The sequence below is a fragment of the Croceicoccus sediminis genome (assembly GCF_007570835.1).
GTDB lineage: Bacteria > Pseudomonadota > Alphaproteobacteria > Sphingomonadales > Sphingomonadaceae > Croceicoccus > Croceicoccus sediminis.
In genome coordinates this window covers 87,070-110,256 of sequence record NZ_SUNC01000001.1, presented here as the reverse complement: position 1 = coordinate 110,256, position 23,187 = coordinate 87,070, and the positions used below count along the sequence as shown (strand labels likewise).

Annotated in this window: 13 protein-coding genes; 4 read left to right on the top strand and 9 right to left on the bottom strand. The window is 58.3% G+C overall.

Annotation, left to right across the window (positions count from 1 at the left end; translation table 11 throughout):
- Positions 1 to 87 precede the first annotated feature (87 nt).
- The 8 genes from FAX90_RS00385 to FAX90_RS00350 form a co-directional block, all read right to left on the bottom strand.
- On the bottom strand, positions 88 to 2,769 hold the full coding sequence (locus FAX90_RS00385) for a DEAD/DEAH box helicase (protein WP_170234802.1): 2,682 nt from the start codon (positions 2,767 to 2,769) through the stop codon (positions 88 to 90).
- Positions 2,762 to 9,970: a sacsin N-terminal ATP-binding-like domain-containing protein gene (locus FAX90_RS00380; RefSeq protein ID WP_144094504.1), complete on the bottom strand. Its 7,209-nt coding sequence runs from the start codon at positions 9,968 to 9,970 to the stop codon at positions 2,762 to 2,764. The genes FAX90_RS00385 and FAX90_RS00380 overlap by 8 nt, the downstream gene beginning before the upstream one ends.
- A gap of 65 nt (positions 9,971 to 10,035) precedes the next feature.
- Positions 10,036 to 12,804, bottom strand: coding sequence for a phospholipase D-like domain-containing anti-phage protein (locus FAX90_RS00375; RefSeq protein ID WP_144094503.1), 2,769 nt, complete (start codon positions 12,802 to 12,804; stop codon positions 10,036 to 10,038).
- Positions 12,805 to 12,838: 34 nt separating this feature from the next.
- The gene (locus FAX90_RS00370) at positions 12,839 to 13,333 is read right to left on the bottom strand and encodes a hypothetical protein (protein WP_144094501.1); all 495 of its coding nucleotides are present in this window, start codon (positions 13,331 to 13,333) and stop codon (positions 12,839 to 12,841) included.
- A 2-nt stretch (positions 13,334 to 13,335) separates the two neighbouring features.
- Positions 13,336 to 16,281 carry an anti-phage-associated DUF1156 domain-containing protein gene (locus FAX90_RS00365; RefSeq protein WP_144094499.1) on the bottom strand — a complete coding sequence of 982 codons (2,946 nt, stop codon included), beginning with the start codon at positions 16,279 to 16,281 and terminating at the stop codon, positions 13,336 to 13,338.
- A 9-nt stretch (positions 16,282 to 16,290) separates the two neighbouring features.
- A complete protein-coding gene (locus tag FAX90_RS00360) occupies positions 16,291 to 16,863 on the bottom strand; it encodes an anti-phage-associated DUF3780 domain-containing protein (protein ID WP_144094497.1) in 573 nt (190 codons plus the stop codon).
- Positions 16,863 to 19,967, bottom strand: coding sequence for an anti-phage-associated DUF499 domain-containing protein (locus tag FAX90_RS00355; RefSeq protein ID WP_144094495.1), 3,105 nt, complete (start codon positions 19,965 to 19,967; stop codon positions 16,863 to 16,865). Before FAX90_RS00355 ends, FAX90_RS00360 begins: the two co-directional genes overlap by 1 nt.
- An 85-nt stretch (positions 19,968 to 20,052) precedes the next feature.
- Positions 20,053 to 20,922, bottom strand: a complete 870-nt coding sequence (locus FAX90_RS00350) for a BrxR family helix-turn-helix transcriptional regulator (RefSeq protein WP_144094493.1) — start codon at positions 20,920 to 20,922, stop codon at positions 20,053 to 20,055.
- A 409-nt stretch (positions 20,923 to 21,331) separates the two neighbouring features.
- Here FAX90_RS00350 and FAX90_RS00340 point away from each other — a divergent pair, with 409 nt between their 5' ends.
- The 4 genes from FAX90_RS00340 to FAX90_RS00325 are packed head-to-tail and all read left to right on the top strand — an operon-like array spanning position 21,332 to position 22,909.
- Positions 21,332 to 21,976 (top strand): S24 family peptidase, encoded by a 645-nt coding sequence (locus FAX90_RS00340; protein WP_007011047.1) that lies wholly within the window; start codon positions 21,332 to 21,334, stop codon positions 21,974 to 21,976.
- An 11-nt stretch (positions 21,977 to 21,987) separates the two neighbouring features.
- Entirely contained in the window at positions 21,988 to 22,413 is a 426-nt protein-coding gene (locus tag FAX90_RS16750) for a thermonuclease family protein (RefSeq protein WP_144094489.1), read from the top strand.
- Entirely contained in the window at positions 22,404 to 22,712 is a 309-nt protein-coding gene (locus tag FAX90_RS16745) for a DUF5818 domain-containing protein (protein WP_240704646.1), read from the top strand. The genes FAX90_RS16750 and FAX90_RS16745 overlap by 10 nt, the downstream gene beginning before the upstream one ends.
- Positions 22,712 to 22,909 carry a DUF6961 family protein gene (locus tag FAX90_RS00325; RefSeq protein WP_144094487.1) on the top strand — a complete coding sequence of 66 codons (198 nt, stop codon included), beginning with the start codon at positions 22,712 to 22,714 and terminating at the stop codon, positions 22,907 to 22,909. The genes FAX90_RS16745 and FAX90_RS00325 overlap by 1 nt, the downstream gene beginning before the upstream one ends.
- Before the next feature lie 33 nt (positions 22,910 to 22,942).
- Here the strand turns inward: FAX90_RS00325 and FAX90_RS00320 are convergent, their stop codons facing one another.
- Entirely contained in the window at positions 22,943 to 23,182 is a 240-nt protein-coding gene (locus FAX90_RS00320) for a hypothetical protein (protein ID WP_144094485.1), read from the bottom strand.
- Positions 23,183 to 23,187 lie beyond the last annotated feature (5 nt).

The window sequence follows — 23,187 nt, the reverse complement described above, 5'->3', positions numbered from 1 at the left end:
AGAACATAGCAGAAACAAGGGCCCACGCCATAGAAACATGTCCCACAATAGACGCGGCAGCCTTTCCTCAGAGCCTAGGCAGGGCGGTCACGTACCGGCGTTTTCATCCGGCAGAAGCATGATCTCACTGCGGATGCCGGGCCGGGTCATCATTTCGGCGATAGTTGGCAAGCTTGCCTTCATGGACGAAAGTAGACTCGCCTCGAGTGCCTTCAGTTGCTCGCCGTTCACAGAAGGTGGTTTGGGATTGTCTGCTCGGCCCAATGTGTTGAGCATCTGCAGAACCTCCCAATCCCGCAGGACATGGGTCTGCCCTTCATGATCGCGCCATGCCCCCAACACAATCCTGGTAACCGAATGGTCTTGGCCGGTGACTTGGTCCTCGACCGAAGCAATGAGCATGGGAGCTGGCAATCGCAGGCAAATCGCCAGCGTGCTTTGCAAGCCCTCTCCTTCCTTCAAAGCGCGATCGAAAAGTGTATGCCCTACACCCACGAGACGCATTGGGCCTTCCCGATCGCCTAGGCGGACGTTGCGATCGAACAGCAAGCCTTTGTACCGATCCTGCATCGCGTAATCGTCATCCACCCATTTCTCAGGGGACAGGACATCCAGCCCATCGTCCCTCCGAAACACGCGGCGGCCTTGCGACTCCATCATCATCGCGAAGAAACGTTCGAGATCGGGAAGATCGACCTGCGGGAGGTTTCGTCCAACTTGCGCAAAATCGAAGCGGGTTACGTTCCCCATCATCGTCTTGACCTTGTCGACCAGGTCTTCTCCGCCAATGGTAGCGGATTCCCGGTCGAACCACTGATCAAGGCTTTCGCGCGACTGCGTCTGTCCAGCCGCAAAAATCTTCTCGAATGCGCTCGGGCCGGTCATGCCGATGACGAGCTGACTGATGTCTTCGCGCTCGTCCATGGCTTCGTCGAGAGCGCGCTGAATTCGCTCGAGTTTGGCGTTCAATAGGTCCCAAATTCGCGCCTCTACGGTGTCCGGGTTTCGCAGGATAAAGACCTGGACCGGCCGTGTCTGACCATATCTGGAAAGTCGCCCGACACGCTGATGCAAACGCATCGGATTCCATGGCATGTCTACATGTATCAGCGTGGCGCAACGCTCTTGGAGATCGATCCCCTCGCCTGCTGCCTCAGTTGAGACCAGAAACCGGATCGAACCCTGATTGAAAGCCTCGGCCGCCGCGTCGCGCGACCAACTTTTTGGCCCGCGAGACCCGTCTGCCTTGTTGATCTCCTCCAAGCGCTCATCGCCGTTGATAAAGGCACAGCAACCGTGCCCAAATCGAGCGTGCAGGGCATCAACGACCAAGGCTTGTGTCGCCTTATATTCGGTGAAGAGAAGTACGGGCTCACCTGAAGGCAGCTCGCGTTCAATGAGATCGACTAGACGTTCGATCTTGCGCTCCTGCTGAATAGGCTCTGCCAATTCGAGCAACTCATCAAGCCGAGCAATCTCCCCCTCCATGAGTTCGGCAAGCATCTTGCTCCACGCTTCCTCATCGGCTCGGGCGCGATCATCCAAAGTCTCGTCTTCGTCTTCCTCCGTTATCGTCGGAATAGGGGCGCGAGCCTGTTCGGCGACATCTGCCAGTTTGGCCCGGCGCTTGGTCAAAGCGCTTCGAATTGCAGCGATCGAACTGGCTGCCAGTTTTTGAAGCGCAATGAGCAAGAGCATCCGGGCTGACTGCGCCCGGCCATCGAGTGTCGATGCATAAGCTCGCCCATCAATGATGAAGCTGCTCAGCATTTCGTAAAAGGCGCTTTCCTCGGGGCTGAAGGCGTATTCTCGCGTCTCCACCGTGACCGGCGTGAAGAGGCGGTTGCCTTTGAGGTCAGTAACCGTCGCCTTGTTATTGCGGATCATCACATCCGGAAGCTTGGTCAACTGCTCGTCGATATCATGTTCGGGTCCGAACTGGTCCGGATCGAGCAGGCTGAGTAGGGAAAGAAAGCCGAAGTCCTTTCCACGGTGCGGTGTACCGGTGAAAAGCAAAAGCGAGCGGATCTTATGTCTTTCTTCCAGCGCGCGCAGGAGCTGGAAGGATAGAGTTTCCCCTGTCCGCTCATCGGCGTGAAGATGGTGCGCCTCGTCGACCACCACAGCGTCCCAAGGGTCGGCAGAAAGGAAGCGACTACCATCCGATCGACCATCGGCAACTTCACGGCGCAGAGTGTGAACCGATGCCACAACCATGTTCGCTGTGTCCCAGAAGTCCACGGTCGGCGTATCAACCGAGCGATCATACACCTGCAGACGGATATCGAACATCTGACGGAGCCGCTTCTGCCATTGGGGCACCAGTTTGGCAGGCGCCAATACCAGTAGGCGGCGGATTTGTGCTCGTGCCACCAAAGGCATGAGCACAAGGCCAGCCTCAATGGTCTTTCCCAGCCCCACATCGTCGGCCACCAGCCAGCGGAAGGGGAATGTCCGGTTGACCTTGTGACAAACCCAAAGCTGATGCGGGAGCAGCTGCACCCGCGATCTTGAAAATACCCCCCACTGATCGTTCACAGAGCGAATAGCCATGGCGCTGGCGCGCATTAAAGTTTCTGCGCTTTCATCAAATGTGCCGGTGGAAAGAGCCAGCTCGAGCGCCCGAGCAAGGGTGAGTTCGGTGCGCAAGACCTGCTGAATCGTTGCGCCGAAACGAACAACGACAAATTCACCTGCATCCGCAATCACCTGGCCAGCGCCGTGGCGTGGGTGATTGACCCTTGTATCGGCGGCCAGCGCTTCAGGCATCGTCATCTTCGGCATCGTCCCAACTGTTATCTGGCCATTCTGCGACGTCGGCATCATAGAGGATCGACACGAGGTCATCGCGGTGCTTGGCGAGTGTGATGACGTGCAGTGGCAAATCACCGTCACCATCGAAATGGGCGGCATCTCCAATGCAACGCTCGACTGCCCCATACAGGGCGCGTCCTTCGTCAATGCCACGCTCGAACTGGCCCATGCCAAGCGTGTGGGCGAGGCGGCGGACGCGTTCCGCTGCGCTCCAGCCATAAGGCATAATCTGTTCGGATTGAGCCTGCGAATAGATACCCTTGCGGCCTAATTCGCGCACCAGCCAGTTTGCGCCAATACCAAGCGATCTTGCTAGGGGCGCTGCCTCTATGCCCATGCGGGCCGCAACGTGGGAGAACGCCGGCCGCAAGTGCCCGCGAAGGGATACATCGCCCTCTTGGGCAACTACCGCCGGAAATTTCATAAATAGCCTTTGGTAGCTCTCGAGGTGCCGTGCGATCATGCATAGATCGGGAAGGCATCGGCGCCACATCAGGTAGCTCTCATCCGCATCCGGATCGCTCCAGGCTCGAAGCCGCTCGACAAAAGGTCTCAGCTCCTCGTCACAAGGGTCGATTGTCGCGAGTTCTTGCCACCATCCATCCTGGATCGCCCTGGCAACAAATTGCCGGGACTGAGCCGGTTTGATCCTCCCAAGCGTCTGGAAGGTTGCGAGCGAGAGCATGGTAAACCAAGCAGGCTTATCCCCGTCAGCCAAAGCCCCGGAGGAAAAATCCTCAGGATAGACCGCACGATCATACGCCTCGCGCAGACCGACCTTATTGGCGTGCCACCATTGCGCGATGCCCGAAAGCGCCTGCTCAGCATCGGGTTGCCAAGGGCTGGTCGTATCGGTCGGTATTGAAGGAAACCCAAAGGAATATCCAAGTTTGGCGAGCAATCGGTTTTTTTCGTCCTGCTGCAGTCCGGCGAGCAACGGAGAGTTCACCAATTCGTCCACAGTGGGAAGCCACTTTGCCGCGCTCGCCAATTGAGCGACAGTCCGATCATCCGCGCCGACCAAATAGCGAATGAAGGCTGTCTGGCGCACTGGACTGTCACCAGCACTCTCAGCCCATTTCTCCCAAACATTTGGTGTATGTCCGGACTGTTCACGTGCGAAGGCGGCGAGGTCAAAGGCAGATCCCGTGTAATTCGAAGCCAACCGCCCTGAAGGAGGCGCGAAGGCTGCCCGCTCTTGTTCATCGCTATTGCCCTGCGGAAATGCCAGCAGCCGGATGGGCTGCCAACTTCCATCTTCGGCTAGCCAGTTCCGCTCTCGCAGGACCTTGCGGAATTCCGCTTCTTCCTCGCCGGTCATGGCAAGCGACACGGCTTCTCCGCAAAGGCAGGCAAGACTTTCCGCTAGTGCGCAGTCTATTCCCTCGCCTCCGGAGAGCGCTTCGACCAACGTAACGGTATCCAAACGTTGCCCCGAAGGGAGCCCAACAGATTTTAGCAGCCGGCCAGTTTCCTCCGTGACAACGGCATTCGCGAATTCTTCCAAGGCGAGCAATTCAGTAATCGCGATTTGAGCATCATGGTCGGCGATCGCTCCTGACAAGCGCCATTTGACATCAGCCGCGCACGATGCACCGCCGAATGCCAAGGGAACTAGGGGGCGTTCCGCCCATAGTCGTGCGAGGCCCTGGCCTGATTTATGAAGTGAATGTTCAGGTCCGTAACTTGCCAAGTCATGCCCAAAGAGCTGCACGAGTTTTCGCCAGAAGTCCTCTCGTCCTTCGGGATCCAGTCCCGTCGCGTGCGCAAAGCCTTTCCAGTCGGCACTGCAAGCGTCGTAAAAGGCGATAAGCCGGGGGCCAAGGGAAAGGCCCAGCCGCGCAAATCGGCTTTCCTTCTCGTCTGCCGTACCGGACAATTGGGTGCGTCCGGGATCGACCGGAAAGCGGCCTTCCAATAGCCAGGCTCCCCGGCGGCGTTCGCCAACGAGCGGGACAAGATGCCAGAACTGAGGCACATCACTCGGGAAGGCATGGGGTCCATTGCGACCGAAGGGCAGGAAGAGCCGGAAATCATTCCCCAAATCGAAGCGCAGTACGCGGCGAGTGCCATCGATTGCCAGCCAGCTTACGCCATCAACCAGCCGATGCTCCTCGTGTCGGAATACTTTCTCGCCTTCAGGGCCTGCCACTTCGATGGATGCGTCCTGACCGAGTGCAGCCAAGAACGGAGCTGCCTCCCGAAACGCTTCCCATGCCTCAAGCGCCTCATCTTCTCGACCAGGTGCCACAGGAATTTCAATGAGTGTCGCTTTGCGCCCCCTGTCGTGAAAAGGGGCGATCGTCCTGCTTCCCCCTTCCCAGTCGGCAGGGATCATGCCGCCCAGGATACGAATGGCTATGCCACCGCTGGCCAGTCGAACTTCGTCGGCGAGCATGTGGACGGTCTTAAATCCAAGGCCGAAGCGACCGGTTACTGCATCCCCATCCTTTGCAGAGTGATTGATCGCGAGCATGTTCGAAAGATCGCGGCGGTGCCCTTCCTCTTCGGCCTTCAGGGGATCACTCCCGGGCTGATTGACCGGCCGCCCCCAATGGATCACCCGCAAACACGTGATCATTTGATCGCCGTCGGAGATGGCTTCGACACGAAAGCGTCCGTTGCCGTGCCACTGCGCCTGTGCATCGACAGCATTCTGGTACAGTTCGAACAGCACGCGATGTGGGGCATAGCCCATCTCATCGATCTTTTGGCGGGTGGCATCGAGGAGTTCCTTCGCACCCTCGTCCGACTGCGCGGCGGCCCAAAGCGCGCAGCGCGCCTTGTCGCGGTCGCGAGGCGCATCGCGATGGTAGTCACTTAATGCAGTTCGCATCACAGGCCCGGTCTTGATACCGGCCAGGCGATCATGAAGGACCTCCTGCAATTCCGCGCAGGTGTCTGAGAGTGTGCGTTGATCGCTAGCGAAATAGCTGGCCAACAGCTCGGACAGTGCCGTTTTGTGACGCTCGAAGCCGAGCATCAGAGCAATGGCCAGTTTTCTGACAAACTGATCCAGTAGCTGCCGAGCCTCGGTTTCATCGGATGGTGACACTGGTCCGATCACCAAATCGTAGACGTGTCGGTATCCCGCTTCGTCGCGCTCAATTCCTCGCTGGATGCAATCGAGGAGTAATGCATCCTCTTTGCCGGACAATGGCACCGTGCAGTCAGTCCCAGCTGCCGACGGCACACTAACCTGCCCCTGATCTGGCAGCGCTACGGCGAAGCGGATTTCTGCAAGGCGGTCCAGATTAGCGTTGTCCACATCGCGCTGTTCGTCGGCTAGCTTATCGAGATCATCGCAAATTCGGTGAAACGAACGCTGCCCTTCCCATTTCGCCGCAAGCGACTGGATCCCGCGATCACGGCCGAGCATAGCCAAGGCCAAAAGAATGCCGTCATGCACATCATATTGGGTGAGCGGCGAGAAGGCGCGTTCGATGCCTTCAAGCCAATCTGCATCGACCGACTGGGCCGTCAAAATTTCTTGGGTCGATTGATCTGTGGGCTGGTCGAGTTTGCCCGCATATCCACGTTCAAGGAGCGCTGATGGATCGATACCCGCTGCTGCGAGCGCAACGCTGTCCGCCCTTTCGAACCGACCGGCTTCGGTTGGAACGAGCAGATCTGGCGGAAGAAAGCGGGGACCATGCGTCAAAACCGGCAAGTTTCCGTCAAACGCGGCCCGATAAAGTCTTCGTGCCGCTTCAGCAGACGAATCAAGTCCAGTTTGCGCAGCCATTGCGTTCATTTGAGCAACTATGCCTATCGAAGATGGCACGCATAGAACTTCACCCATCCCGGCAATGGTCGCGTCCACCATGCCGTCTCGCAACGCCGCAGAAATCAGGGGCCACGCTTCAGCGTTCAGCTCGGTATTCGCGCCAGCCAGCTTCGCCAAGTCATCAAGGTGCTCTACGATATCGAAGCAAAGGCCGGTCGCACCGTGATCAGCGGCAAGTTGGGCTGCCAGAAGGAATGACTGGGATCGATCCGGTCGAAGCCTCTCCAGATGCAGCTGCACTTTCGGGTCGCGTAGAGGGCCGGGAAGCGCACTGGCAAACAGATACCCGCCCTTCTCGATAATCAGCCCCTCGAGTGCATGTTCGGCTTCCAGAGGTAAGTCGAGGACACTAGTTGGCGCCCATGCATCACCATCTGCACTGACCCAGGCCGTCTGACGAAGCGTATCGATCAAATCATCCGGCAAATGCTCCAATTCGCCCAATGCACTGGCTATTTCCGAGGTGAACCGATGGGGGTTAGACGCGGACAACGCTGTCCGAATTGCCGCCTCAGGCCCCCATCGCGCGATAAGCCTGTTCTGGACCCCCGCTGCCGAAGTATCCCCCCAAAGCTCGACAAGATGGGTGAGTGGCATCAGCGCTGCCGGAACATCAGAGGCTCGCCCCCGGAAAATGTCCGTGGCTGGCAATAAAATATCAGCCCTATTGGATTGATGCAAAGGCAGCATTTTCAGAATGCCGTCATCGATACCCGACTTGAGCAATGCGATGGACTTGGATTCATCCATCGAAGGCAAACTGCCCTCAACTTGTGCATCACGGAGCCAATCCCCCAATTCCGCGACATCGATCCGACGCAAGCCAATGCGGTCGCGAAGTGCCTTTTTCAGTTCTGCCGTTGTTGCGGAGGCAACGAGACGATCTTCCCTGTCCAGCAAGAGGACTTGGACCAACTCATCGAGAATGCCACCGAGTTCATCCAGTTCGATCAAGGCGACATTCGCAGGCAAAGCCGGATCGAGTGCAACAAGTTTGCGCAGATCGTCGCGCGAAGCATCGGTACCGAGCAGCTCCGCAAGCTTACCGCAACTACCGGGATCCCCGAAGCGCTCGGCCTGTCTCAAAACGGCCAAAAGGCAGTCCGTCTTTTTGGCCGACGCCAGATTTTCAAGACCACCGTCCTTCAAACCTAGCCGGTAAATAGGAGGTGTCGCCACTGCCGCGGCAAGCACGCCCAGCTCTCGATTGGGTGCGGCATCGAAGAGCAAACCTCGTCGAGTAAGAGCTGCAATGGATCCCAACGAGAGGCGAACGTCGTTCTCATCCTGCATCAATCGCGCAGGGATGACCTCCAATTTATTCCCCCGATCATCGGCAGCGAGCGCGTCCAGCGACGGGCCATTTCGCAGAAGGTGCGAAATTAGGGCAGACGCCTCTTGCGCTACTGTGCCTCGAGCCGAAAGGAAGGGTTCTGTCACCGCCAACAATTCGATCGTCTCGTTCAAACCCAATTGCCGAGCTATCGATCCGCTCTGCTCTGCCCAGGACGATTTGATCGGGATGCTGCTGCCCGCCGCGACGAGAGCGCTAAGAAGTTCGCGGCTTTCGACGCTGGGAGGCAGGACGAAAATGCGATCCGGAGGAAGGTGGCGTACCAACCCCCGCAGCTTTTCCGTTCTTGCGAAACTCTGATTTACGTCGGCGACAGCTTCCCGATAGATGTCCGCCAAGGCTGCCTCTGTTTCCGCGCCAAGGTGTACCGAGTCGAGGAGCGCAACCAGCGTCTCGGCCACTTGGCCTTTTTGAAAGACAGCTGGTCCGGCAAGCCTCACCAACTCGGCTAATTGAGTATCTGGCCACCTTGGCTCGACATCCGCCAAAACAGTGTCGAACGCCAAAACGAGGCCGTTCTTATCGCACCATTCTTCAATCCTTGGAAAAGCCAACTTAAGCCGGGTGAGCGTCGTTGCCTCACCCCTCAAGATGGGACGTAGTGACACGCCCGAACATGTATTCCAGCTTTCAGCTTTATCGCCTGGCCAGCATTTGGCTAGCGCCCGACCTTGACAGACGTCACTTCGGTTTTCGTCCCACCACGGCGTACGTTGTAAGGTGCGGACAAGTGCATGTCGCTCCGCATCGCTAGGCAAACTGGGCAATGCGTCAGCCAAAGTTTCGAGCAACAAAGGAAGCGTCGCTTCGCGGCGGAGAGCCTGATTCCATCGGGTTTCGATATGATCATCATCACGCAGCTTGCGACGGTCGCTCGAGACAAAAAAGTAGCCGTGAATCAGCAGTTCTATGTTGTAGGAACCGCGTTCCATCGGTTCAGAAAACAGCGGATCTCCCAGCGGCAAATATACTGCGTGACGCAATCTAAGATGGCTTGCGCCATCGGCCGCTGCAGTACGACATAAGATTACAGCGCCATGTGGGTTGGCTTTGGGTTGGATATGCTTCCCATGTATGTCGAAGACCTTATCCCAGCCGACATCATGTAGCAGCCGCGCTGCTTTCCCTTCGGGCGCCCATTTTTGAAAGCCACTGAATGTCACTTCAGAGACCGCACCATCGACTTTGCCGCCAATGATAGTCAGACCGTCCTCGACCCCTGGTCCGGCTAGGCGTCGCGCCCCGCGGGACATCGAAATTCTGCGAGCCTCGCCATCTATCGGAATGATCTCAATGGCCTCGATATTTCTTAGGCACGCAAGGGTCGGGGCTAGTTCGTCTCCTTCCAGGATCTCGGCAATGGCTCCATCGGGTGACCAATTCGTATCCGATAGGCAAAGGTTTGGGCCAGGCCGCAAATGCTCTGTGCGAAGTGGAAGAAACAGTACCATCCCTCGGTCCATGCCAAGCTTCGCAGCTGCTTCGATTAGAGCCGCTGCTTCGATGGGCCCCAGTTTGTGCCAATCGCGCTGCGCGGTATTGGCTTCGCTAACCTGTCCCCAGGGATTCATGATTAACGTTTGCGACTGGCCTTCTCGATCCTCTACTCGACCTACCGCAATGAACGCGTCGCAAAGGTGATAGACTGACTTCTGGCCAAGACCGAAACGCCCCACTGCCGAACGCTCATCCGCTTTACTACCGCCACTCGCTCGGGTGATTGCCTCCATGTGACGTGCAAGCACGGGACCATCGTTTGCGACGATCAACCCCGGAGTTCGAAGTAACGGATTGGTTGCGTCATCAAACCCTCTATGACCGGCAACCACCATCCGGCGCGCGCCTGCATCCTCCGCATTTTGAAGGAGTTCCTTGAAGATCGTGAAGCCCGAAGCGTATCCCTCACGCAAGATTTGCTGCAGGCGGAGAATGTCGCTTTCCGCCGAATGCACCAGCCCACTCGACCGAATTTCTATCGCTTGAGCATGAGCGCCAATAACGTCAGATTCGGTCACAATTCCCCCAGTCGCATGGCCATTCAGACGCAAATGCTAAAAATTCTGAAAAAAATTAAGGCCCGTTACCGCCGAGAGCTCCATGGAAGTTCAAGCAAAGTCTCGATATCTCTGCGCGAAACTACTTTGGTCCAAAGCTCCCAGTCAGCGTCCCCGTCGCCAACCTCAAGAAAATCACCGTACCTCAAGCTGAAAACATCAGCCGGACTTTCCGGTTTGGTGAAGGATTTCAGCTCCTCCTCAAGTCGTTCGATATTTTCAATCCAATCGTCTTCGATTGTGTCCGGCAGCGAGCCAAGTATGTCGTAACGGTCCTGCATTCGCTCAGAGAGACGTTGATAGACCCGTTCATCGATGGTGCCCGAATAGACTAGGTTCGCCATGTCCACCTCGCGGCGCTGCTGACCGTACCGTTTGATCCGCCCGATCCGCTGTTCGAGACGAGACGGATTCCATGGCAAGTCGACATTGATTAGGGTGCCCAAGGTCTGAAGATTCAAACCCTCACAGGCCGCGTCGGTCGCACAGACGACCCGAAGCTTCCGTTCCTTGACCCCACGTTTGATCTCCTCGCGGTCGATCGACCGCCACTCGCCGCCGAGTAAAATACCTGACTTTCCAACCCCGGCATATATCGCGACCGGCTCGGTGGGATGCGCCGCGCTGATTAGCTCGCCTACCCAGCGAGCCGTATCATAATACTGGGAGAAAATGATGCAGCCGAGCGCGATCCATCCCTCCTGGTCGAGATAGTGGAGGACCGCCCGCCCTTTTGGGTCTTCCTGCTTGGCCGAAGACAGAATCTCCAAAACCCGTTCCAGATGGATCGCCTCCACATCCACGACGGCCGCATAGGCCTCTGCCCCCATTTCCTCGATCGCCTCGAGGAGGTCCGGATCTTCAGCCTCCTCGGCCATAATTCCTTCGCGGCGACGCTCGAGCATCTTTGTGGCGGTGGCTATTCCGGACGCGACGGAGGAGCATATGCGCTGCATCATCAGGTTTCCTAGAAATCCAGTTCCAGCCTGACGCGCCTTCATTGCCTTCGTAAAAAGTTGGATCTCCTCGTACGCACGGTCATAGAAATGCGGGGTGCGGACCGCGCTGCGCTCGAACACCGCCGGGGAAGTGCCGGACCGAGGGTGGATGTTCACCGCGATCCGATCCATTAGTCCCGCTTCCTCAAGCGTCTTGCGGCGCCGGAGGACGACGTGGCGGCCCAGCGGGTTGTGGTAACGCATGAAAGGTAGTCTCCGAGCGATCTCCCCCCTTTCGATAACCTCGGTTAAATCCTCGCGGGTAAAATCGTCCAAGTCCGCGAGACCGCGGTCAGTAAAGAACTCGTCTTCCGGGACCTTTAAGTCCTCCCGGATCCCGCGGAACACAGCCGCCTCGCGGGCATGAGGGAGTGGGGAACGAAGCCATGGCCAAGCTACCTCCGGATCCGGCAGGGCCGTTCGCCCGGACACCAGGTCGAGTGCCTGCTCCGAGTCCCACCACCGAGACGCGCTTGGCCGGCCGAGAACATGATCCTGCCCGTAAGCGAGCAGCTTCATAAGGTCCCAGATCTCCTCCCGGTGCGTTTGGATCGGTGTAGCAGTCCCGATCACCAAGTGCCGTGTTCGACCGGCGAGACGTTCCATTGCCTGATAGAGCTTACCCGGCTCCGGCTCCTCCGTCCCGATCCCACGTTTGACTCGGGCTTTGTGCCCCTCGTCGAGCGCGATCATCCCAAAGGTCCCGCGCATTAGCGCCTGCGCCTCGGGACCGCCTCGAACCAGAAGGCCGGTAGAAACAATACCGATCTGTGCTGGGCAGCGCAGCACGTCCTCCGGATCCCGAGATCTGTAAAGGTGACCGCGCTGGTCCACCCAGCCCCGCTGCGGAGCCCGAGCCCAGACGCAGGCAGGCAGCCCTAACTTGTCCCAGAGCTCCATCTGCCACTGGAGAGTCAGGGTCGCCGGACAGAGGATCAGGAAGGGCCCATGCCCCATCAGAACTGTGAGCGCCCCGGTCGCTGCCATCGAGAGGGTCTTACCCACTCCGACCTCGTCCGCGAGCAGGAGTCGGGCAGCACCGTACTTCTGGTCATGCTCAACAAAGACCTTCACGAAAGCCTTCTGCCACGGCGCGAGTCCTTCGCCGCGTCGGACGAGCGGGCTCTCCACGGTGACGGATTTTGCTAGCCCGACCGGGTCCGTCCGCATCGCCTCGATCTGGACTTCCACCTTATTGGCTGTCCGGCCGATCTCGTCGATTACCGCCTGTGAGAGGGGTACCCCCTTCTTCCATAGCCAGTCGAACTCGGACTGAACCCAAGCGGCGGCCTCCGAGGACGGGTCCTCCCAGATCATCTCGTAGGATTGGGCCCAGCCGTTCGCTGTCTCGTTGATGGAGCCGATAAAGCTGGAAGTGGTCCCGTCCGGACGCGTGATCACTCCTGCCTTGCCGTGCAGGAACGGGGCATTGTCTCGCGAGACAACTCGGATTTCGACGTTCCCGGCGGTCAGGAGCTCGTGCAGGCGCCGCCAGCGAGGCCGTTCGAGGAGCGCGTCGATATCGTTTTCGTGCTCGTGCCACCGCTCAACCTGCGCTTGGTCTCGGGCCTTCTGGCTCAGGGTAGCTGCGGTCAGGTCGCGCGGATCAAGGTCGGCGTTGCAGACGATTCGGACCCTACCGATCGTGCTGATCTCCTCGTGGATCAGGTCGAAGATGGAAGAACGGAAGTACCCCGCAATCCGGTCATAGGTCTGCGCCCCCATCAGCCGGTCCTTCAGGAACACATGCGAGAGGCGCTGGTTACGGGAGGAGAAGCGGGAAATTAGGTCAGGCATAGATCATAAATCTCGCACCTGGTAACTTCTCTGTTCATTCTGAATCCCCCGGATCCACCTCACCCTGTGCGATCCGAAGCAAGCGACGCACCGCGTCATTCCGGGAGACTTCGCAGAATTTATGAATTGCCATGAAAGAGTACTGAAGGTCCTGATCGAAGCGGGACATGGGCACCCCCGGGTCTATCCAGCTCACCTGGACCGTTATGGATGTGCCGGTCACGTTCGAGCGTTCTGACAAGATCTCCCCGATCATCATAAGTCGACCCTTGTCTCGAGGGACGAGCGCGAGATCCCCCTTGCGGACCTCATTGAACAGGTTGTCGATCTGACCGGCGCGTGCACGCACTCCCTTTTCGGACCGGTCCTGATTATGGGTCCGAATTGCGCTGATCAGATCGTCTCGTGTCATATCCAGACGCAGATCGGGGACTTCGTAGTCCAGCTGGATCTGGCCAGTCTTCAGAACCTGCTGGACAGTTATATCGTCAGACCCAGGTCTCAACTTCCATGCGCGTATCTTCGTCATGATTAGATCCGCTCCGTCTGGATAGCCGTACCAAGAATCCGGGCCGCGCTCGCTTCCTCCGGGTCGGTCCGTGCCCGCTTCGTGGCCAGGTAGGCCACGATCTGGAGTAGCGTATCCCGCTGGCGCAGGTAGTCCGAGATCAAGTCGCGCAGCTCCTCGAGAACGTCTTCAACCTCGTCTCCCTTATCGACACGCCAGATTCCGCGAAGGGCGAGCCGGGCAATGCTGTCTCGGCCGAACTGCACGCCCTCCGCCATGGCACTGCGGCCGAGACCTTTGGCAGTCTTGAGCCTGGCGTTGTTAGGTGACTTCGACGCCATCAGGTCGTCATAATCTCCGACCCGGAACGCCTTGGCGAAGTTTTGGAACTGGTCCAATTTCGCCTCACCCGCCTCCTCGATGTCCATCATTTTGAGGTAGAACCGTTCCGCGCCGTTCAGCTGTAGCCATAGCTCCCGTTCCAGCCCGTCCGGGACGAGGAACTCGTTGGCAGTCTGAACAGCGAACTCGGTCAGCTCGTCGACCAGGGTCTTTTCTCCCTTCTTGCGAGGGCGCAGCGCCTCCCGAGTCATGTCAATCCCATCAATCTTGGTATAGGACGTCAAAACCCGAAGTGCTGCCGCGTAACCAGCCATTTGAAGATCTGCATCGTTGAAGATGTTCTCCCCGCGCGCTGCGTCCGTCTGGTCATTTAGCCCAATCATGTCCTTGATTTGGCGCTCTACTTCTTCTCGGATCTCGTGGACGATCTCATCCGTATAACCCGACTGTTCACTATGGCGCTTTCGAAGGACGATTATGTGGGTACCTTGGACGTAGCCGCCCTTCTTCAACTCAGTCACAGTTTCAGTCGAGACGTACCAGTCCTGTACGACCTGAAGGCCCGCGCCCCAAAAAATCTGGGCCATGTCTGACCACGTCTTGGCATCTTGATGGGTAAACTGGACGATTTGGAGCCCGTTGTCCGACAAATGCTCGGTCATCGACCGGTAGGTTTCTATCATCGCCGATTTGAACGCTTGACCGTCGCCTTTGATCGCCAAATTTCGGCGTGAGTCCCATAACCATTGGTTGAACGGCACAGGTGGGTTTTTCCGAAGCCACGCAATAAAATATTCCGTAATTTCATCATAGTTCACAGCATCCGCATAAGGGGGGTCTGTAAGAAATATATCGGTACATTCGGATACTTCGGATGAAACGCAGTTCTTTATGATCCACGATTTTTCTGGGAATTTTTCAACTCTTTCCGGCAAATTCAGGTTTGGCGCTGCATGTCGCCAGCCTCTAGATCCATAATTAAGTAAGGTATTAATCACCTGATCGTCGAAAGTCTGCTCGACATTCATTTCCCTCGAATGCCAGCGATTAGTCCTTGCCGACCTATCGTATAGGCAAGCCAATCCAATATTCATAAAGGGAAGGCTTTTGGCATGTTTGGTAGCGATCGCATTTATAAGAAGATGCCTAGGTCCATAGAGATGATGCCAATATGTCCATCCACGCTCTCGAATGGGCTGAGTTGTGTTGTACCCGGGCTCAATGGCCATATCGGGCACAAGCCCCGAATCTTGCCAATTGGAAAGGTTTCGCTCGATATACTCAGATACAATATCCTCGCGACGTAGGTCATGAGAACTTGGAGACGAGAACCAGAACAACGGGTTCTTCTTGCCTTCCGATAAATCCCTCCCGGACATCCACTGAATAGCGTATAGCCGTTCTTGAAAAATGTCATCTTGGCGCGGGCGGAAATCAGATTTTTCCCAGCGCCGTAGACGATTACGACCAACTCCATTCTCGTCTTTGTAATCACCTCGTATATCTTTGAGAGAGACGCCAAGACCATCTTCCAACATCGGATGATGTAGGCGCCCGTTGCGAACGGTTCCGAGTGCCGCTTCCTTCATATCACTGTCGTCAACGCCGCTATGAACCTCCAGCTCATAACGGCGGTGCACGTGATCTGGGATCATACGGGCGACGACATTACGCTTTTTTGAAATGACCCAAGAGGGCGCCATTGGCACCATCCATCCTGTTTGGGGGCAGCGGGTTTCGAGACAGTAGAGGAACACCTTAGCACGGTTCCCAGCCTCGTCATGCTCCACCCCCATGGCAGTTATCTCCGCATCAATCGCAGCTACAATCCGCTCTTGCTCGGCCTTCATGCGCGCATGTTCATCCGGGGCAGCGCCAACGATGTTGAACGCGCCCCACGTGAGCATACAGGCGACCGGGTTCAGGTCTGAAGCGTAAACATCGCATCCCATGCGGGCCGCCTCAAAGGGGATTGAACCAGAGCCCGAGAAGGTGTCAGCGAGCTTCGGGCGGCGACCGAAGCGCATAATTCCAAGTTGCTCGACAAGCTCCGAAACAGACGAGGCAGATGTATTTAGGTGACTATTAACTTCTTCCCAAATCCCATTCAGAAGATTTTTCTCAGAAATTTCTTCAGGACGCCTTATCGAGTACTCTTTCTCAAGCCGAAAATCATAAGGTATTTCACTAAACATTGCGGATATATAATTTTGACGCTCCTCTAAATCTATATCATCTCTCCAAGAGCACGATCGTCCGCTGTCTTCAACGACATCCGCATACCTTTCAGGAAATAGATTCTTTAAGTCCCTTGCCGTTCCTGAGTATCTTTTACCAAAAGCTTCGTTGTTAATCCCCATCAATAGTTCAAATATTTCGACATCGCGTTCAATATTATCGGTTGCTGGAATAAGTGATGCCAACACACAGGCGCGAGTTAGAAAAAGGGGTTTCCTCCCCTTCCAATAGGAACCTAGGCCGGTAAGTGTCTGAGCCTGTTTTGCGTTTCGTTCTCGACGTGTCTCAGCCGATATCTTCGCTGTCGGCCAGGCCCGCTCAATCAGGGACGGTGCATCCCGCAAGCTGAATGGCACGATTTCGGTCTTCAAGGCAGCGGTCACGGCCATTGTCGGTCCTTACAATTTGGTAAATAGATCAGGGATTTTCTCTGGAGGTGTCGCGGGGCGCACGCGACGCGCTCCTATTGAAACTTCCTCCCCTTCTCGAATTAGGGCATGCCGAATCGCGATACGCCACCCGGTCTTGGGGCTATCCCACTCCCCCCCGTCCTTATTGATCTGCTGGAAGAGCCACCAAAGCTCCTCCGGCCGGTGAGAGGACCACCGGGTGAAGGCGATCGCTGCCTCGTCCGGGATCGCGTCCTCGATCGCCCAGGCCAGCACGCAGAGTTCGCGCCCGAGGATCCGCTCGACGCGGTTGTCCCCGGCGTTGAACCGGGACGCCTTCAGGTCCTTTTCTTTCAAGCGCCGGTTCAGGTGGGCCTTCACCCCCTCCGCAACCTGGCGCCAGGTGTCGCGCGGTACTGCAGCCCGACAGAGCCGCTGCGCGGCTGTCCCGACCCCGACCGCGCCGAAATCTTCCCAGACCTCGACTGGGTCTGTGCGGCCAGCCGGGACCCGGACCAGGAACTGGTGCGGCAGTGGGTCATTCGGAACCCCGAACCCGTGAGTAATCACCTTTTCCGCCATCAGGCCTCCTGCTCCACGTCCTCAACCGGGATGTCGATCCCAACCTGGGTCGCGAAGTCCTTCAGGGCGTACCCATCCGGGAACTCCGCCTCACGAAACCGGAGCTGCACCTCCGCGTCCGCCTGCCCAAGTGCACCGCGCAGACCCTCGATCATCGTCTCGATGTCCGCACCCGACAGGGCTACGTCCCCGCCGCTGCGCACGCGGAGGCTCCGCTCTCCCTCGCCAACGGTGACGCTGACCCCGTGGAACCGGACGCTCTCCTTCCCTTTCGCGGCCCGGACAACCCTGAGAACCTCACCCTTCGAGGCAAACTGAAAGTCCCGCTTCGCCTTCGCGGGGCGCTCGTTGTTGATAGTTCGCTGCGCACCGACTGCGTCGAAAGCGAAAGTCCTCTGGGCCGATACGCTCCCCTTGACCGCGTAAACGTAGAGCGTGGTCTTCTGGCGCCCATCGATCTCGATCGCCTCCCCATCGTAGATCGCCCCGTCCTTCGGATTGATGCCCGAAATGTTCCAACGCAGCTCGGCCTCGGGGCGCGCCGCGAGAGTCACCTGCCACATGCCCGCGTTATCGCGCCTCTCATGGGTAATCGTGATCGACCCAGCCCAGCGATAGGGTTCGCTCACTTCGCCCGATTCCGGGTTGCGGGCCTGGAACCAGAGCTCGACTTCCGTGGTCCGGTAGGTCCGGTCCGTGATGGTCTCACCCGCGCCCAGACCTTCCCGGGTCGGGGCGACTAGCACCTCGGGTGCTCGTCCGGCATTCGAGACAGCGAGTTCAAGCTCGCTCTCCCCGGTCGTGTCGTCCCCACCGATCCGGGTGACCCTGACCACGGGCTGGGGCGGGGGCGGGCTCTTGTCGACGTAGCCATTCTCTTCGACCCAGCGGCCCTCCGCGAGGGCCGCTGCCTTGATCTCCTCCATGCCCTTCGGCGGAAGCCATATCCAGCGAGGGTTCGACGCGGCGCGCTCCAGCACGTCCGACCAGCGTGTGCGGGACTGGTTCTCCGGAAAGAGTTGATCCTCGCAGCGTTGGATCAGCCCGTCCATTTTCTCCGGGTCAAGTTCGACGAGCTTCTTTGCCCCTCCCCCCGCGAGGGCCGCCTCAACAGCCTTCTCCCCTTGAATCACTCCCCGCTCCTGGAAGTGGCCGAGGTCGATCCGGGCGCTCTTCAACTCTTTGGTCTGGGGGTACCAGACCGCGTTGAATAGGCTCTTGACGGTGGAGTTGAAGCCGATCTCGGTCGTCTCCTGCTCTGTCTCGATCTCCCGCTGATGCCTTGGGGTATCCGCGACGATCGTCTTCACGGCAGCGATCGCGAGGAGACGGCGTACGCTGTCCTCCGCGCTGGCCATCTTCGACCCGTCACCGGTAACCACGCAGAACGCATTCTTGTACACCACGTCCTCGAAGAACCGCGCCGCCGCAGCGGGCGGGGACTTCGCGTCGGGAGAGAGGACCAGACAGGTCCGCTTAGACGGAGTCAGGTTCACGTCATCGACCCGCGGAAGCACCACCAGCTCGGAATAGGCGAGCTTGTTCACTGGACGGAAGATGTCTGTGAGGCGGCGACGCATCTCTTCATCGACCCGGTCCTGAGGGATCTTCCCGACCTTGTCTTCAATCTGCTTGCGGACGTTGGCTATGTCCGAGAAATACCACCGGTCCCCGTCCCGGTTGTGCAGGTACCAGCATCTGTCGCGGAGTTGGTCGAACGCCTCAATGAACCGCGTGGGCTCTTGGCCGGGAGAGACCAAATACTCGACGACCGTGTCGCGCGGCAGGCCACGGATCCCATCCGTGTTGTCCGACAACGACGAGATGAACAGGAGCGTCGCCACCTGCGACGCGACGCGATCGTGGCGGTCGCCGTCGATCCCCTGCGCATGAGCAGACCCGTCCGTGTCATAGACGTCGCTGGCGAGGGCGGACTCGAGCGACCGCTCAATCTCCTTCACCTGATCTCGGGTTTCCTGATCGGAGAAGTCGAGGAACTGAGCTCCGATCAGGAATACCTCCTCTTGGTCCTTCCTACCCCAGACCCCGCGCATCAGGTTTGCGGTGAACTGGATCAGGCCCCGAGTCTGGCGGAACTTCTCGTTCTCCTTGAACAGGGAGAGAATGTCCTTGTAGCTCGGGTGGAACGGATAGGAGCCGACGATCTCGTCCGCCATCTGCTCTGCGGATTTCGCCAGCGCCCGGCCCCGGATCGCCTCTTGGTAGGTGGCGAGATAGGCCTGCGCCACCCGGTCCACTTCCGCCCCGTCCGGATCCGGTAACCGGGTAAAGAGGCGTTTGCGCAGGATATCGTAGATCTCGCCCGTGTTCAGATCGACCGGGGTGATGGACTTCGCGCCGCGGCTCGTCTCCTTCTGGAGGTCCGCGAGCTGCCCGCCCAGGATCCGGCGCGCCTCGTCATAAGCGGCATCGAGGGAGGCGACGACGACCACGCAGCGTTTGAGCTTCATCGCAGCGGAGAAGAGGTTGGCGATTGAGTATTTCAGAAGGTCGAGCAGGGTCCCCTGACCGATTGTTTTGGTGTGCGCCATGGCGAGGTACGGGGGAAGTTCGTCGAGCATGATCAGGGTGGGCCGGTCTCCTATGAGCCGGATCCAGTCCCCCTCGTTCATCTCCTTCGGCCCGTTGACCCAGTGGTCCCGGAACGCTTCCGCCTGACCGAGCTGCTCGGCGATGTCTCCCCAAATGAAATTCTGAACGTCCCGCCCATTGACGGTGGCGATCACGGCAGGCTCGTCGCTCATTCCAGCCGTGACTGTGTCCGGGAGTTGGTCTTTCAGCTCTGGGAACCGGGCCAGAAGACCGAGGGCGATCATATTGTGGGTTTTGCCTCCCCCCATGGCCTGACGAAGTTCAAAGACCGCCTGCTGACTCTGGCCGGACAGGCGCCGAAGCGCGCCCCCCAAAAACTCGGACATCCCGCTAGTTACATGGTTTCGCGCGTAGAAAGAGCGCGCGGTCGATAAATCCGCGTCGCCAATCGATGAGAGGTGCTCCACTTGCTCCGACCGGCTCATAGAAAACACGTCTGGGCTGACGTCGCAGAGAGAGGTGACCAAAGGAATATTGTAACCCAAACTCATCTGCAGTTCCCCATAATCCGATGTAAGCATCTATTTGATCTCGGTGCTTGCCCAAGATCGCTTAGTAAATAATCAACACGGCGCATTACTTATCGACGCCACCCAAACTTAGATTGACTTCGTGCGAATTTAACAGAACGATCTGCTGGTCCTGGGGGCGCCGAGCCGACGGGTCGGTGTCGAGCCCAAGCCGCTTGAGTGCGTAGTACAGAAGCGCCCGCTTGACCGGGATGGTCGCCCTGCCCCGATCCATCGCATAATCGAGTTCGATCGCCTTTCGTTGGCCGACGCTCAGTTCAGGGTGGGGCGCGATGACGAGCTCAATGTCATTGAGCCAATCATGATCGCGCGAAGCTGTCCCCTCGCTAGCTTTGCTCGCGCGCGTTTCACCGATGCGGGACAGAACGAAGTCCTTGAACTCCCCGCTACGGACGCAGTGGGCCCGGGCGTGCCATCTGAACCCGTCAAAGACCAAGGCATGTGGCGCGATCCAGCGCCAGGACGGATCCGGCGAGGACATCGATTGATAAAGGACCTCGAGTGCTTCCTTGCGCTTGATCGCGGTCACGACCGCTCGGAGAATGGGGGCAGACACACCGCGGGCAGGTGTTGGCGCGCAAGCAAACCCCGGAACGCTGCCGATCCAGACATCGTCAGGAGTAATGATCCCGTCAGCGATCGACCGGATCTGGGTGAGATACCGCTCGGCGTCAGGCTTATGGAAGATTGGCTTGAAGGAAGAGCTTCGCACATAGGTCCGTGCGCTTTTGTCGTAGACCATGTTGGTCTCGGCCAGACCCAGATATCTGTTGAGATCGGCTGACGCCTGATTGATTGAAACCCCGAAAGTCTCGACGATGTCGCTTCGGTTTACGTGGCCTTCCCAGAACAACCGGAATTCGATGAACTCCAGCCTGCTCTCGACCCCTCTTCGTAATCCTGATTCGCCGTCCATACCCCGTAGCCCCCACAAAAGCTGGACTGACCAGTTTCTGTATGGGTACACCTACTGTACGGATGTGATTAAGGCAATGCGAATCTAATCCGCCAACACGTCAACACGATCCGAGAGCGTGGACGCAACTCCCTCTGTAGACGCGAGAAAATTAAGGACACGTTGCGTCGTCTTGTGCCTCGGCCGACGCCCTTCGCGAAGATCCTGAACAAACCGTGGGTCGCCGACGGCCTGCCTACCAAACATGCTGGCCTTCATACCGCTTCGCGCCAAATAGCCCTCAATCTGGTCCAGGAGCTCCATCGCCTTCGACTCGCTTTCCGCTTGTGTTCTTGATATGTTCTTATTAGGAAGGCTTCCTAGAGTCTAGGATCGAATTTCCTAGACGGATGCGATAGGACCCGCAGCGATGGAAGATGCACGCAAAGCCCTGGACGATCTGATCCAGCAACGAGGATGCAATTACTCCTCGATCTCCCGCCTTCTTGGACGCAACGCGGCCTACATCCAGCAATACATCCGCCGCGGCAGCCCGCGACAACTGGACGAGCAGGACCGCTCCGTGCTCGCCCGCTTCTTCGGAGTAGACGAGAAGATCCTCGGTGCGCCCGAACGGCGATCCGGCCCAGTCGTCGAACTGGTCCATGTCCCTGTTCTCGATGTCGAAGCTTCGGCAGGGCACGGCGCTTTGGCCGAAATGGAATCCAAATGCGCCCAGTTCGGGTTCGACGAGAAATGGCTGCGCCGTCTGACCGCAAGCAAGGCAACGAGCCTTTCGATCATCGCCGTGCATGGAGATTCGATGGAACCGACCCTGCATGACGGCGATGAAGTCATGGTCGATCTCAATGATGGACAGTCGCGGCTGCGCGACGGGATCTATGTGCTGCGCATGGATGACATGCTTAGCGTCAAGCGGGTCGCTATCGAACCACAGGGCAAGCGGGTCTCGGTGCTCAGCGATAATCCGGCCTATCCAAGTTGGCGCGGCCTGGAAAAGCGGACGATCAATATCGTCGGCCGCGTGCTTTGGTTCGGCCGCGCGCTGCGCTAGGTAGCTCGCCAATGCTTGCCTTCCTCGCTGCCTCGATCGTCGCTGCCGGCCAGACATTTACCTGCACACCCACGCGTGTGTGGGATGGCGACGGGCCCATTTGGTGTGCCGAAGGCCCCCATGTCCGAATTGCAGGAATCGCCGCGCGCGAAATGGACGGAACATGCCGAACCAACCAGCCCTGCCCCGACGCGTCGGCTATCGAAGCGCGCGACGCGCTCGTCGATCTTCTTGGCGGCCCTCGAGGGACCATCTCGACAGGGCACGTCGTGGTTCGCGGACCGAGATTGACGTGCCGGTCGGAAGGTTCGGCAGGCGGCAACCGGACGGCTGCCTGGTGCCAACTGCCGAACGGAGCCGATCTCTCCTGCGCGATGATCCAGACACGCACAGTGCTGCGCTGGGATCGCTATTGGAAAGGTCCTGCATGCCGCTAGGCCCGGAACTCTGTCTGACAGGCCGTCTTGCCGAAGGCCCCTTAGGGCTTGAACTGCATTCGGGAGGCGGTGTGTGGGAGCTCGACACCGGGCGTGGAGCACGCCGGTTGCTCGGATGCGAAGTGGAAGTCTGCGGACGCCGCGCTGGGTTCAACGAGCTCATCTGCGATCAGATCTGGCCAGCAGGACAACCCCGCCCTCCTCGCTCCAAATTCAATATTGAACTTTTATTGGCGGGCAGTGTCGTGGGCTACGGTTTGATCGCGTTCTTCCTCGGCCTTGTTGGACGTCTCGGCTGATGCTGAGCGATTGGGAACTCTGGGCCTGTGCCAACCAGGTCCTGAAGACACATGGCGATGATGCACCGCTTCATGTCGCCGAGCAGATCGGCGCGCTCGCTCTGGCACGGGACGAGGCGGGTATCGCCACCTGGAAAGCCATTGCCAAACGCGTGGCGGAGCTGATGGGCAAGAAAGGCCCGACCCAGCTTCAATAAGCCAGAACTGCCTCAGCCAATTCACAGCAACGGTTAGCCGATCGGCGATAGATCGCCCGGAAAGAGTGTGGGCTGAGAGCTCCCGCCCGCATTCCCCTCTCCTTCGATCTCCAAACCCTGCATGCGTTCGACCAGGTGGCGCGCGAGATCAACACGAGCATTACGCTGGGTTCGCGGGTCGTCAGCACCGAGCCCGACAAGCGTTGCTTCGGACGCAACCGCAAGCGCGACTTCGATATGCGTGAACAGGATTTCATCGGCGATTCGGGACATGTCGC